Source organism: Pseudomonas sp. GW822-FHT04H02, assembly GCF_058800645.1.
This window is the reverse complement of record NZ_JBXAMM010000001.1, coordinates 687,817-699,678: the sequence shown is the minus strand read 5'-3', so window position 1 is coordinate 699,678 and position 11,862 is coordinate 687,817. Positions and strand designations below refer to the sequence as shown.

Here is an 11,862-nt window from a genome sequence, read left to right as displayed (position 1 = left end):
TGGTCCGCTGGCTGGAAATGAACGGGGGCCTTGTGGGCCTTTTCGCTTGTAGGAGCCGGCTTGCCGGCGAAGGCGTGGGCCCCTTCGCTGGCGAGCCAGCTCCTACAGGGCGCGGGGTTCAGGCGCTGGCACGTTGTGCGGCTGCTTGGCGTTGCCCGCCCAGGTTGCGCCAGGCGCTGCCCGGGTGGCTTTCGGGCAGGCGCGGGCCGGCGCCGAAGAGTTTTTCCCGCAGGGTGCCCGGGGCGTATTCGGTCTTGTAGACGCCCCGCTTCTGCAACTCCGGCACCAGCAGTTCCACGGCGTCGATAAAGCTTTCGTGGGTCAGCGCATACGCCAGGTTGAAGCCGTCGACGTCGGTTTCTTCCACCCATTCCTGAAGCAGGTCGGCGACGGTTTCCGGGCTACCGACGAACAACGGGCCAAAGCCGCCGATGCCCACCCAGTCCGCCAGTTCATGGGGTGTCCAGACCTTGTTCGGGTCTGCCGTGGAGAAGGCCTCCACCGCCGACTGGATGGCGTTGGTGTGCACGTGCTTGAGGGGCTCGTCGGGCTTGAAGCGGCTGAAGTCGATGCCGGTCCAGCCGGAAATCAGCGCCATGGCGCCCTCATAGCTGACCCAGGATTTGTATTCCTCGAACTTGGCCTTGGCCTTGGCGTCGGTCTCGCCCAGGATCACCGTCTGCAGGTTGAAGATCAGGATCTTCGACGGATCGCGCCCGGCCTCGGCGGCCCGGCGGCGGATGTCGGCCACGGTCTTTTTCAGCAGCACCTTGGACGGCGCGGCGACGAACACGCATTCGGCCTGCTCGGCGGCGAACTGCTTGCCCCGGCTGGATGCCCCGGCCTGGTAGAGCACCGGGGTACGTTGCGGCGACGGCTCGCAGAGGTGGATGCCCGGCACCTGGAAGTGTTTGCCGACATGGCGGATCTCGTGGATCTTGCTCGGGTCGCTGAAGATCCGTCGCTCGCGGTCGCGCAGGATCGCGCCGTCTTCCCAACTGCCTTCCCAGAGCTTGTAGCAGACCTCCAGGTACTCCTCGGCGTAGTCGTAGCGAGCGTCGTGTTCGGTCTGGGCCTGCTGCCCGATGTTCTTGGCCCCGCTCTCCAGGTAGGAGGTGACGATGTTCCAGCCGGCGCGGCCCTTCGTCAGGTGATCGAGGGTGGATAGGCGCCGGGCGAAGGGGTACGGGTGCTCGAAGGACAGCGACGCGGTGAGGCCGAAGCCCAGGTGCTCGGTGACCAGGGCCATGGGCGGGATCAGCTGCAGCGGGTCGTTCACCGGGACCTGGGCGGCCTGGCGGATCGCTGCCTCGCCGTTGCCGTTGTAGACGTCGTAGATGCCCAGCACATCGGCGATGAACAACCCGTCGAACTTGCCCTTTTCAAGGATTTTCGCCAGGTCGGTCCAGTACTCCAGGTCCTTGTACTGCCAGGAGCGGTCCCGGGGGTGGGCCCAGAGGCCCGGCGACTGGTGGCCGACACAGTTCATGTCGAAGGCATTGAGGCGGATTTCACGGGACATCACACAACACTCCTGAAACCTTGGGGTGGCACGCCATTGAGGCGGTAGTTGCCGATCAGTTGGTATTTCCAGCGCAGCGGGTCATCCAGGGTCTGGGGCTGCGGGCTGCGCTGACCGGTGAGTTCGAACTCGGCGTCGCTGGCCGCCAGCAGCGCCTGGCCCGCGGCAATCGCCGCCTCGGCCAGGGCCACCGCAACTTCCGCCGGGTCCGGCTCTTGCTCTATCTGGTGCTGGGCCCGTTCCTGCAGGGCCGCGGCCAGGTCGATGCGGATGTTCAGGTCGCCAAAGCGGCTGATCACATAGGGGTCGTCGCTGGCCCTGGCCAGGCCGCTGCCGCTCCAGGGCCGGGCCTGCTCGCGGATGAAATCCAGGGTTTGCTGCAGCAGGACGCGGGCCCGCTGCAGGACCTGGGCGTTGTGTTCCAGGGCCGCTTGGGGGGTGTCGGGGCGGGTCAGTGCATTCATGGCGCAGTCCTTCAGTTCCAGGCGTGGCGGGCCGGCTTGATGCCGTTGAGCAGGTAGTTGCCGATCAGGTGATATTTCCAGCGCGCCGGATCGTGCAGGGTGTGGGTGCGGGCGTTGCGCCAGTGGCGGTCGAGGTTGTACTTGCCCGACACCGAGCGGGTGCCGGCCAGTTCGAAGAGTTTGCTGGCGGCGAGCAAGGCACTCTCCGCCGACAGCACCTTGGCCTGGGCCACCACCAGGGAGGCCTGGGCGACGCTGTCTTCGCTGGGGCTGGCCAGGGCCTGATCGACCGCCTCGGCGGCCTTGGCGAGGATTGCCTCGGTGCCGTGCACCCGCCATTCCAGGTCGCCGATGGCGGCGATGGTGAACGGGTCCTGCCAGCCATGGTCCAGGCCGCTGTCGATCCATGGCCGGGATTGCCGGGCATGGTGCTTGGCGTCTTCCAGGGCGGCGACGGCGATGCCGGTGTCCACCGCGGCCTGGATGATTTGCGAGATCGGGCCATCGGCGGTGGGCTGGTCGAAGGCCCGATGGGCCGGGATCACCGCGCTGCGTGGCACCCGCACCGCCTTGAGGCTGACCCCGCCGCTGGCGGTGGTGCGCTGGCCGAAGCCGTCCCAGCTGTCGACCACCGTGAGGCCAGGGTTGTCGCGCTCGATAAAGGCAATGTGCGCCTGGTTGTGTTCGTCCACCGCCACCGCCGGGACGATGTGGGCGAACAGCGCCCCGGTGCAGTAGAACTTCTCGCCGTCGATCTGCGCCTGTTCGCCGTCGAAACGGATCTGGGTTTCAAAGGCGCCGACGTGCTTGCTGCCGGCCTCGGAAAACGCATTGCCGAAGCGGTAGCCCTGCAACACCTTGGCGAAGTAATGGCGCTTCTGCTCTTCGCTGGCGGTCTGCAGCAGGATGTCCACCACCCCCAGGTGGTTCTGCGGCAACTGGCCGAGAGACGGGTCGGCGGCGGAAATGAGCTTGATGACTTCCACCAGGGTGGCGTAGGACACCCCGGCGCCGCCGTACTCTTTGGGGATGGTGATGCCCCACAGGCCGCTGGCGGAAAATTCGTCGAGCTCTGCCCGAGGCAGGCGCCGCTCGCGATCACGCAGCGCCGCCTCCACGGCAAAGCGCTGGGCCAGGGCCCGGGCCACGCTGATGGCTTGCGCATCGTTCTGGATGAGATGGGCACTGCGAGAGGGTTGGGCTGGGGCTGTCATGGGCCGACTCCGCTTCCTGAACATCAAGGTGAACACCCGTCGCGGGGTTCTTTCCAGGACAATTGCAGGAGTCGTGCCTAAATATAAAAACCTTTAATATCAGCAAGTTGCTTGACAATTCAGCTAAAAGACATCAACTGAAAACAGGCAAAATGTCCAACTGCTGTTGCTGGGCAAACAGCGCTTGCCGGGCCACGGGGCGTCAGATCACCACGTTGCGCACGAAGCGCGTGGCCCGGGTGCCGTCGTTGCGGTAGCCGTGGGGCACGTGGCTGGCGAACATGAAGAAGTCACCGCATTCCAGGCGCCGTTCAGTGTCGCCGAAGAACACCGTCAGGCAGCCTTCGAAGACGTAGATCTGCTCGCTCCAGCCCTCGGCGTCGCACTCCGAGTGATAGACCTCGCCAGGCTCCAGCTGCCATTCCCAAAGCTCCACTTCACGGGTGGCCTCGGCCTTGGCCAGGAGCAGCGCCTTGCTGCCGGGGATAGCACCGGCCCAGGCCAGCTCATTGATGCGGCTCGGGTCCCGGGCATCCGGGGCCTGGATCAGGTCGCTGAAGGCCACGTTCAAGGCTTCCGCCACCCGGTCCAGGGTGCCGAGGCTGACGTTCTTCTCCCCCGCCTCTATCGCCACCAGCATCCGCCGGCTGACATTGGATTTTTCCGCCAGGGCGCTCTGGCTCAAGCCCGCGGCATTGCGCAGGCGGCGGACGTTGAGGCTGACATGTTGCAGGACCGAGGCCCGCTGGACGTTTTCTTTGTGCACTATATTGCTCACTCCTGGGGCCTGCGCAGTATACTGCCCAACTTCCGGCGCATTGTGCGTCCCCCTCAGGTAGCACGCAAGGCCATGACAGCAACGCCCTCCCGCGGATTCCAGTTCAAGTTGAGCAAGGCCGAAGCCGTGCTGGTGCTGATCACCATGATCTGGGGCGGCACCTTCCTGCTGGTGCAGAACGCCATGAGCGTCAGCGGGCCGATGTTCTTCGTCGGCCTGCGCTTTGCCGCAGCGGCGTGCATGGTCGGTGCATTCTCACTGCGCCACTTGCGCGGCCTGACCCTGTTCGAACTGCGCGCCGGGGCCTTTATCGGCACCGCCATCATGCTCGGCTACGGTTTGCAGACCGTGGGCCTGCAAAGCATTCCCAGCAGCCAGTCGGCGTTCATCACCGCCCTTTATGTGCCCTTCGTGCCGTTGCTGCAATGGCTGTTCATGGGCAAGCGCCCGGGGTTGCTGCCGAGTATCGGCATCATGCTGGCGTTCACCGGGCTGATGCTGCTGTCCGGGCCCAATGGCGCGTCCCTGGACTTCAGCCCCGGGGAGATCGCCACCCTGATCAGTACCGTGGCCATTGCCGCGGAGATCATCCTCATCAGCAGCTTCGGCGGGCGGGTGGATGTGCGCCGGGTCACCGTGGTGCAACTGGCGGTCACCTCGCTGCTGGCGTTCGCCATGGTGTGGCCGACCGGGGAAGCGCTGCCGGGGTTTTCCTGGCTGCTGCTGGCCAGCGCCCTGGGCCTGGGGGCTGCCAGCGCGGTGATCCAGCTGGCAATGAACTGGGCGCAGAAAAGCGTCTCGCCGACCCGCGCCACCCTGATCTATGCCGGCGAGCCGGTGTGGGCCGGGATTGTCGGGCGCATCGCCGGGGAGCGCCTGCCGGGGCTGGCGTTGCTGGGCGGCGCCTTGATCGTGCTGGCGGTGATCATCAGCGAATGGAAGCCCAAGGCAGAAGCCGGACAGCAGAGCGGCGAGGCGATGGAGTCCTGAGCAACGGCCCGCTGCGGGGGGCGGCTTGCTGGTGAGGGAGCTCTTGAGGGCCCTTTCGCTGACAAGCCAGCGCCTACGGCTGGCTGGGGTAGTGGTGGGGACTGCAGGAGCCGGCTTGCCGGCGAAGGTGCTCTTGCAGGCGCTCTCGCTGATAGGCCAGCGCCTACAGTGCGGGGTCCCCGGGGGCATAGAGCCAGGTGGGGACGGTCAGGGAGCCCTTGTGCTTGGGCTCCAGCAGTACCCGGTCATTTTCAGGCTCGCCGTGATAATAGAAGTAGGCGTGGTAGAGCGCGTGCCCCTCGGCAAAGGCGCGGTCGAAATAGAGCACCGTGCCCGGCGGCAGCACATAGTTGCGCTCATCCCCCTGCGGGCCTTCGATGACCAGCGCCTGGCGGGTCTTGAGCATGTCGGGGCGGTCCAGATAATGCTCCAGGCCAATGCCCGATGCCGCACCAAAGGCGGTGAACAGCACGGCGAACGCGCCCCGTCGAAACAGCCGGCCCAAGGCCGATCCTTTAATCATGTGCACCCTTGTCGATCCTTGTGGCGGCTTGAGCTGGGCAGGGCATTTGCCCCACAGCACCCGGTGAACGGGCGCATCAGGCATTTGTCTCCTACCTTTGAAAGCGTATGTAACATTTCTTAGGGGGCCCGGGCCGCGCATGGCGGTTGGTGATCCAGGGCCTGGCACGTATTATGCGTCATACTTTTCCGCAGATTAGAAGCCTATGTCCCTGATAGTTCTACTGCTTCTGCCATTCATCGGCAGCTGTCTGGCGGCCCTGTTGCCGCACAACGCACGTAACACCGAATCTCTGCTGGCCGGCCTGGTGGCACTCATTGGCACCATCCAGGTGGCTCTGCTGTACCCACAGATCGCCGATGGCGGGGTGATTCGCGAGGAGTATGCCTGGCTGCCGAGCCTGGGGCTGAACTTCGTGCTGCGCCTGGACGGCTTCGCCTGGCTGTTCTCGCTGCTGGTGCTGGGCATCGGCAGCCTGGTGGCGCTCTACGCGCGTTATTACATGTCGCCGCAAGATCCGGTGCCGCGTTTCTTCGCCTTCTTCCTGGCCTTCATGGGGGCCATGCTCGGCCTGGTGATTTCCGGCAACCTGATCCAGATCGTGTTCTTCTGGGAGCTCACCAGCCTCTTCTCCTTCCTGCTGATCGGCTACTGGCACCACCGCTCCGATGCCCGCCGCGGCGCCTACATGGCGTTGATGGTCACCGGTGCCGGGGGCTTGTGCCTGCTGGCCGGGGTCATGCTGCTCGGCCATGTGGTGGGCAGCTACGACCTGGACCAGGTACTGGCTGCCGGAGACAAGATACGCGCCCACGCGCTCTACCCGATCCTGTTGCCCCTGATCCTGCTGGGCGCCCTGAGCAAGAGCGCGCAGTTCCCCTTCCACTTCTGGCTACCCCACGCCATGGCCGCACCGACCCCGGTCTCGGCCTACCTGCACTCGGCGACCATGGTCAAGGCCGGGGTGTTTCTCCTGGCCCGCCTGTGGCCGTCGTTGTCCGGCACTGAAGAATGGTTCTACATCGTCAGCGGCGCCGGGGCCTGCACCCTGGTGCTGGGCGCCTACTGCGCGATGTTCCAGAACGACCTCAAGGGCCTGCTGGCCTATTCCACCATCAGCCACCTGGGGCTGATCACCCTGCTGCTGGGCCTGAACAGCCCGCTGGCCGCGGTGGCGGCGGTGTTCCACATTCTCAACCACGCCACGTTCAAGGCCTCGCTGTTCATGGCGGCCGGGATCATCGACCACGAAAGCGGCAGCCGTGACATCCGCAAGCTCAACGGCCTGATCAAGCTGATGCCCTACACCGCGACCCTGGCCATGGTGGCCAGCGCCTCCATGGCCGGGGTGCCGCTGCTCAACGGCTTCCTGTCCAAGGAGATGTTCTTCGCCGAGACGGTGTTCATCAACTCCAGCGCCTGGGTGGAAATCGCCCTGCCGGTGATCGCTACCATCGCCGGGACCTTCAGCGTCGCCTACGCCCTGCGCTTCACGGTCGACGTGTTCTTCGGGGAGCCGGCCACCGACCTGCCGCACACGCCCCACGAGCCGCCGCGCTGGATGCGTGCCCCGGTTGAACTGCTGGTGTTCACCTGCCTGCTGGTGGGGATCTTCCCGGCGCAGATCATCGGCCCGCTGCTGGCCGCCGCGGCGCTGCCGGTGGTGGGCGGAACCCTGCCCGAGTACAGCCTGGCCATCTGGCACGGCCTCAATGCCCCGATGATCATGAGCCTGATCGCCATGTCCTGCGGCATCGTCCTCTACCTGCTGCTGCACAAGCCGCTGGTGGCGGGCCGTTTCGCCTACCCGCCGGGCGTGGGCCGTCTCAACGGCAAGCTGTTGTTCGAGCGCAGCCTGGTGGGCATGACCCGCCTGGCCCGGCGCCTGGAACGCCGGTTGAGCACCAAGCGCCTGCAGACCCAGCTGTTCGTGCTGATCCTGGCGGCGGTGATCGCCGGGCTGATCCCCATGCTCTACAGCCAGCTGACCTGGGGCGACCGGCCGAAGATCCCCGGTTCCATCGTCTTCGTGACCTTCTGGCTGCTGGCCATCGCCTGCGCCCTGGGCGCCGCCTGGCAAGCCAAGTACCACCGTCTGGCCGCCCTGACCATGGTCAGCGTCTGCGGCCTGATGACCTGCGTGACCTTCGTCTGGTTCTCGGCGCCGGACCTGGCCCTGACCCAGCTGGTGGTGGAAGTGGTGACCACGGTGCTGATCCTCCTCGGCCTGCGCTGGCTGCCACGGCGGATCGAGGACGTCTCGCCCCTGCCCAGCAGCGTGCCCAAGGCGCGCATCCGCCGCCTGCGCGACCTGAGCCTGTCGGTGGCCGTGGGCCTGGGCATGGCAGTGCTGTCCTACGCCATGCTGACCCGCCCCACTCCCAACGACATTTCCTCGTTCTACCTCAGCCGCGCCCTGCCCGAAGGCGGCGGCACCAATGTGGTCAACGTGACCCTGGTGGACTTCCGCAGCTTCGACACCCTGGGCGAGATCACCGTGCTGGCGGCGGTGGCCCTGACCGTGTTCGCCCTGCTGCGCCGCTTCCGCCCGCCCAAGGAAAGCATGCAGTTGCCGGCGCAGCAGCGCCTGCTGGCCCCGGACGTGGTCACCGACCTGGTCAACCCGCGCCAGGCCAGCGACACCGCCCTGGGCTTCATGATGGTGCCGGCGGTGCTGGTGCGCCTGCTGCTGCCGATTGCCCTGGTGGTGTCCTTCTACCTGTTCATGCGCGGGCACAACCTGCCGGGTGGCGGTTTCGTCGCCGGGCTGGTGATGTCGGTGGCCTTCATCCTCCAGTACATGGTGGCGGGCACCCAGTGGGTCGAGGCGCAGATGAGCCTGCGGCCGCTGCGCTGGATGGGCACCGGGCTGCTGGTTGCCCTGGCCACCGGCCTCGGCGCCCTGGCCTGGGGCTACCCGTTCCTGACCACCCACACGCTGCATGTGGACCTGCCGCTGTTCGGTGATATCCACATCGCCAGCGCGCTGTTCTTCGACATCGGCGTGTACGCCGTGGTGGTGGGTGCGACCCTGCTGATCCTCACGGCCCTGGCGCACCAGTCGGTGCGGGCCCACAAGCCGGCCAGCCAGGCCAAATCCCTGACTCAGAACGGAGCCGCCTGATGGAAGAAGTCATCGCAATCGCCATTGGGGTCCTCGCCGCTTCCGGAGTCTGGCTGGTGCTGCGCCCGCGGACCTTCCAGGTGGTGATGGGCCTGTGCCTGCTGTCCTATGCGGTCAACCTGTTCATCTTCAGCATGGGCAGCCTGTTCATCGGCAAGGAGCCGATCGTCAAGGACGGCGTGCCCCAGGACCTGCTGCACTACACCGACCCGCTGCCCCAGGCGCTGGTGCTCACGGCCATCGTCATCAGCTTCGCCATGACTGCGCTGTTTCTGGTGGTGCTCCTGGCTTCCCGGGGCCTGACCGGCACCGACCACGTCGATGGCCGGGAGCCCAAGGAATGAATCCGTTGTCGCACCTGATCGTCGCCCCCATCCTCCTGCCTCTGCTGACCGCGGGCATCATGTTGCTGCTGGGGGAAAAGCATCGCCCGCTGAAAGCCCGGATCAACCTGCTCTCCACCCTGCTGGGCCTGTGCCTGGCGGGCTACCTGCTGTACTGGACCCAGGTCCAGGGCGCCACCGGTTCCTTCGGCGTGTACCTGCCCAGCAACTGGCAGGTGCCGTTCGGCATCGTGCTGGTGGTCGATCGCCTGTCGGCGCTGATGCTGGTGCTCACCGGTATCATCGGGGTCAGCGCGCTGCTGTTCGCCATGGCCCGCTGGGACGGCGCCGGGGCCAGTTTCCATGCCCTGTTCCAGATCCAGCTGATGGGCCTCTACGGGGCCTTCCTGACCGCCGACCTGTTCAACCTGTTCGTGTTCTTCGAGGTGCTGCTGGCGGCGTCCTACGGCCTGATGCTGCACGGCTCGGGGCGCGCGCGGGTGTCTTCGGGGCTGCACTACATCACCATCAACCTGCTGGCCTCATCGCTGTTCCTGATCGGCACGGCGATGATCTACGGGGTCACCGGGACCCTGAACATGGCCGACCTGGCGATGAAGATCCCCCTGGTGCCGGAAGCCGACCGCGGCCTGCTGCACGCCGGTACGGCGATCCTGGCGATCGCCTTCCTGGCCAAGGCCGGGATGTGGCCACTGAACTTCTGGCTGGTGCCCGCCTACTCCTCGGCCAGCGCGCCGGTGGCGGCACTGTTCGCCATCATGACCAAAGTCGGTGTGTACACCGTACTGCGCCTGTGGACCCTGCTGTTCTCCGGGCAAGCCGGGGCCTCGGCCTATTTCGGCAGCCAGTGGCTGGTGTACGGCGGCATGGCGACGATCTTCTGCGCGGCCCTGGCGATTCTTCCGGCCCAGCGCCTGGAACGCATGGCCAGCCTGAGCATCCTGGTGTCGGCCGGCATCCTGATCTCGGTGATCGGCTTCGCCCAGCCGGCCCTCACCGGCGCGGCGCTGTTCTACCTGTTCAGCTCGACCCTGGCGATGTGCGCGCTGTTTTTGCTGGCAGAACTGATCGAGCGTTCGCGCTCGGCCAACGAGATCCCCCTGGAGGATGAAGGCGAGATCCTGCCGCGGCCCATGGAGTCGCTGCACCCGCCACGGGGCAGCAACCTCGACGATGAACAGAAAGTGGTGGTCGGCCAGGTGATCCCCTGGACCATGGCCTTCCTCGGCCTGAGCTTCATCGCCTGCGCCTTGCTGATCATCGGCATGCCGCCGCTATCGGGCTTCATCGGCAAGCTCAACCTGATTGCCGCCCTGCTCAACCCCGAGGGCCTGGGGGCCAGCGAGGGCGCGCCGATCACCCCGGCGGCCTGGTGCTTCCTGGCGCTGTTGATCCTCTCGGGCCTGGCCTCGCTGATTGCCTTTGCCCGCCTGGGTGTGCAGCGCTTCTGGACCCCGGAGGAACGCCCTTCGCCGGTGCTGCGGCGCCTGGAGTGCCTGCCGATCGTGGCGCTGCTGGGGCTCTGCGTGCTGCTCAGCTTCAAGGCCGAGCCGTTGCTGCGCTTCACCCAGGCCACCGCCGACAGCCTCAACCACCCGGAGCATTACGTGATGGCGGTGCTGGGCACCCGCACCGTGCTCAGCCCTGAATCCAAGACCGCAGCGGCAGTGGAGGTGCACCCATGAAGCGCCTGTTCCCCGCGCCATTCCTGTCCCTGGCACTGTGGCTGCTCTGGCTGGTGCTGAACCTGTCCCTCAGCCCGGGCAACCTGCTGCTGGGCGCCCTGCTGGGCTTTCTCGCGCCGCTGCTGATGCAGCCCCTGCGGCCCCTGCCGATCCGCATCCGCCGCCCGGGCACCATCCTGCGCCTGTTCCTGGTGGTGGGCCGCGACGTGCTGGTGTCCAACCTTCTGGTGGCCTGGGGCGTGCTCAACAACGGCCGGCGCCCGGTGCACTCGGCCTTCGTCAAGATCCCCCTGGACCTGCGGGACGCCAATGGCCTGGCGGCGCTGTCTACCATCACCACGGTGGTACCGGGCACGGTCTGGTCCGAGCTGTCCCTGGACCGCAGCCTGCTGTTGCTGCACGTCTTCGACCTGAAGGACGAGGCGCAATTCATCCAGCACTTCAAGGCCACGTACGAGCGCCCGCTGATGGAGATTTTCGAATGAGTGTCCTGCTGACCAACGCGATCTTGCTGAGTCTGTTCATTTTCTCCCTGGCCATGGTCCTGACCCTGGTGCGCCTGTTCAAGGGCCCCTCGGCCCAGGACCGGGTTCTGGCCCTGGACTACCTGTACATCCTGGCGATGCTGATGATGCTGGTGCTGGGCGTGCGCTACGCCAGTGACACCTACTTCGAGGCGGCGCTGCTGATCGCCCTGTTCGGCTTTGTCGGCTCCTTCGCCCTGGCCAAATTCCTTCTGCGTGGCGAGGTGATCGAATGAACAGCCTGGAACAATTGCCACTGTGGGTGGAAGTGCTGGTGGCCCTGCTGCTGGTGATCAGCAGTGTGTTTGCCCTGATCGGGGCCCTGGGCATCCTGCGCATGAAGAGCTACTTCCAGCGCATGCACCCGCCGGCCCTGGCCTCCACCATGGGCTCCTGGGCCGTGGCCCTGGCGTCGATCCTGTACTTTTCCGCGCTCAAGTCCGGGCCGGTGCTGCACGCCTGGCTGATCCCGGTGCTGATGTCCATCACCGTACCGGTGACCACCCTGCTGCTGGCGCGGGCCGCGCTGTTTCGCAAGCGCATGGCCGGCGACGATGTGCCGGCGGAAATCAGCAGCAAACGCAGCGAAACCGGCAACTGAGCATATCCGCTGCACCTAGGAGCCGGCTGCCGGCGACGAGGCCCGTGAGCCTTGCGGCGACTTCGAAAACGCCTTCGCTGGCAAGCCAGCTCC

The 11,862-nt window shown here is 66.1% G+C and carries 12 protein-coding genes; 7 read left to right on the top strand and 5 right to left on the bottom strand.

The window, feature by feature from the left end:
- Positions 1-118: 118 nt before the first annotated feature.
- The 4 genes from AC1RMG_RS03400 to AC1RMG_RS03385 all read right to left on the bottom strand — a co-directional run bounded on the left by AC1RMG_RS03400 (position 119) and on the right by AC1RMG_RS03385 (position 3,966).
- Entirely contained in the window at positions 119-1,522 is a 1,404-nt protein-coding gene (locus AC1RMG_RS03400; RefSeq protein WP_019094297.1) for an LLM class flavin-dependent oxidoreductase, read from the bottom strand.
- Positions 1,522-1,986: an acyl-CoA dehydrogenase gene (locus AC1RMG_RS03395; protein ID WP_493168340.1), complete on the bottom strand. Its 465-nt coding sequence runs from the start codon at positions 1,984-1,986 to the stop codon at positions 1,522-1,524. Before AC1RMG_RS03395 ends, AC1RMG_RS03400 begins: the two co-directional genes overlap by 1 nt.
- Before the next feature lie 11 nt (positions 1,987-1,997).
- Positions 1,998-3,200, bottom strand: coding sequence for an SfnB family sulfur acquisition oxidoreductase (locus tag AC1RMG_RS03390; protein ID WP_493168338.1), 1,203 nt, complete (start codon positions 3,198-3,200; stop codon positions 1,998-2,000).
- 202 nt (positions 3,201-3,402) lie between these two features.
- Complete coding sequence (locus AC1RMG_RS03385) at positions 3,403-3,966, bottom strand: helix-turn-helix domain-containing protein (protein WP_493168336.1); 564 nt, start codon at positions 3,964-3,966, stop codon at positions 3,403-3,405.
- Between AC1RMG_RS03385 and AC1RMG_RS03380 the strand changes: the two genes are divergently transcribed.
- Positions 3,961-4,968: a DMT family transporter gene (locus AC1RMG_RS03380; protein WP_125063789.1), complete on the top strand. Its 1,008-nt coding sequence runs from the start codon at positions 3,961-3,963 to the stop codon at positions 4,966-4,968. The genes AC1RMG_RS03385 and AC1RMG_RS03380 overlap by 6 nt on opposite strands.
- Before the next feature lie 163 nt (positions 4,969-5,131).
- On the opposite strand, the gene AC1RMG_RS03375 is transcribed toward AC1RMG_RS03380, so the two are convergent.
- Positions 5,132-5,491 carry a hypothetical protein gene (locus tag AC1RMG_RS03375; protein WP_169891825.1) on the bottom strand — a complete coding sequence of 120 codons (360 nt, stop codon included), beginning with the start codon at positions 5,489-5,491 and terminating at the stop codon, positions 5,132-5,134.
- Positions 5,492-5,696: 205 nt separating this feature from the next.
- Between AC1RMG_RS03375 and AC1RMG_RS03370 the strand changes: the two genes are divergently transcribed.
- The 6 genes from AC1RMG_RS03370 to AC1RMG_RS03345 are packed head-to-tail and all read left to right on the top strand — an operon-like array spanning position 5,697 to position 11,769.
- Positions 5,697-8,615 (top strand): monovalent cation/H+ antiporter subunit A, encoded by a 2,919-nt coding sequence (locus AC1RMG_RS03370; RefSeq protein ID WP_011060907.1) that lies wholly within the window; start codon positions 5,697-5,699, stop codon positions 8,613-8,615.
- Positions 8,615-8,959: a Na+/H+ antiporter subunit C gene (locus AC1RMG_RS03365; protein WP_011060906.1), complete on the top strand. Its 345-nt coding sequence runs from the start codon at positions 8,615-8,617 to the stop codon at positions 8,957-8,959. Before AC1RMG_RS03370 ends, AC1RMG_RS03365 begins: the two co-directional genes overlap by 1 nt.
- On the top strand, positions 8,956-10,644 hold the full coding sequence (locus AC1RMG_RS03360) for a monovalent cation/H+ antiporter subunit D (protein WP_015635327.1): 1,689 nt from the start codon (positions 8,956-8,958) through the stop codon (positions 10,642-10,644). The genes AC1RMG_RS03365 and AC1RMG_RS03360 overlap by 4 nt, the downstream gene beginning before the upstream one ends.
- Positions 10,641-11,129, top strand: a complete 489-nt coding sequence (locus AC1RMG_RS03355) for a Na+/H+ antiporter subunit E (protein WP_011060904.1) — start codon at positions 10,641-10,643, stop codon at positions 11,127-11,129. Before AC1RMG_RS03360 ends, AC1RMG_RS03355 begins: the two co-directional genes overlap by 4 nt.
- Positions 11,126-11,404 (top strand): K+/H+ antiporter subunit F, encoded by a 279-nt coding sequence (locus AC1RMG_RS03350; RefSeq protein ID WP_011060903.1) that lies wholly within the window; start codon positions 11,126-11,128, stop codon positions 11,402-11,404. Before AC1RMG_RS03355 ends, AC1RMG_RS03350 begins: the two co-directional genes overlap by 4 nt.
- Complete coding sequence (locus AC1RMG_RS03345) at positions 11,401-11,769, top strand: Na+/H+ antiporter subunit G (protein WP_011060902.1); 369 nt, start codon at positions 11,401-11,403, stop codon at positions 11,767-11,769. The genes AC1RMG_RS03350 and AC1RMG_RS03345 overlap by 4 nt, the downstream gene beginning before the upstream one ends.
- Positions 11,770-11,862 lie beyond the last annotated feature (93 nt).

Bases quoted from the DNA above. Each gene is read 5' to 3' on its own strand.
- AC1RMG_RS03345 (WP_011060902.1), top strand. From the start codon at position 11,401: ATGAACAGCCTGGAACAATTGCCACTGTGGGTGGAAGTGCTGGTGGCC.
- AC1RMG_RS03365 (WP_011060906.1), top strand. From the start codon at position 8,615: ATGGAAGAAGTCATCGCAATCGCCATTGGGGTCCTCGCCGCTTCCGGA.
- AC1RMG_RS03390 (WP_493168338.1), bottom strand. From the start codon at position 3,200: ATGACAGCCCCAGCCCAACCCTCTCGCAGTGCCCATCTCATCCAGAAC.
- AC1RMG_RS03375 (WP_169891825.1), bottom strand. From the start codon at position 5,491: ATGATTAAAGGATCGGCCTTGGGCCGGCTGTTTCGACGGGGCGCGTTC.
- AC1RMG_RS03350 (WP_011060903.1), top strand. From the start codon at position 11,126: ATGAGTGTCCTGCTGACCAACGCGATCTTGCTGAGTCTGTTCATTTTC.
- AC1RMG_RS03395 (WP_493168340.1), bottom strand. From the start codon at position 1,986: ATGAATGCACTGACCCGCCCCGACACCCCCCAAGCGGCCCTGGAACAC.
- AC1RMG_RS03360 (WP_015635327.1), top strand. From the start codon at position 8,956: ATGAATCCGTTGTCGCACCTGATCGTCGCCCCCATCCTCCTGCCTCTG.
- AC1RMG_RS03370 (WP_011060907.1), top strand. From the start codon at position 5,697: ATGTCCCTGATAGTTCTACTGCTTCTGCCATTCATCGGCAGCTGTCTG.
- AC1RMG_RS03355 (WP_011060904.1), top strand. From the start codon at position 10,641: ATGAAGCGCCTGTTCCCCGCGCCATTCCTGTCCCTGGCACTGTGGCTG.
- AC1RMG_RS03400 (WP_019094297.1), bottom strand. From the start codon at position 1,522: ATGTCCCGTGAAATCCGCCTCAATGCCTTCGACATGAACTGTGTCGGC.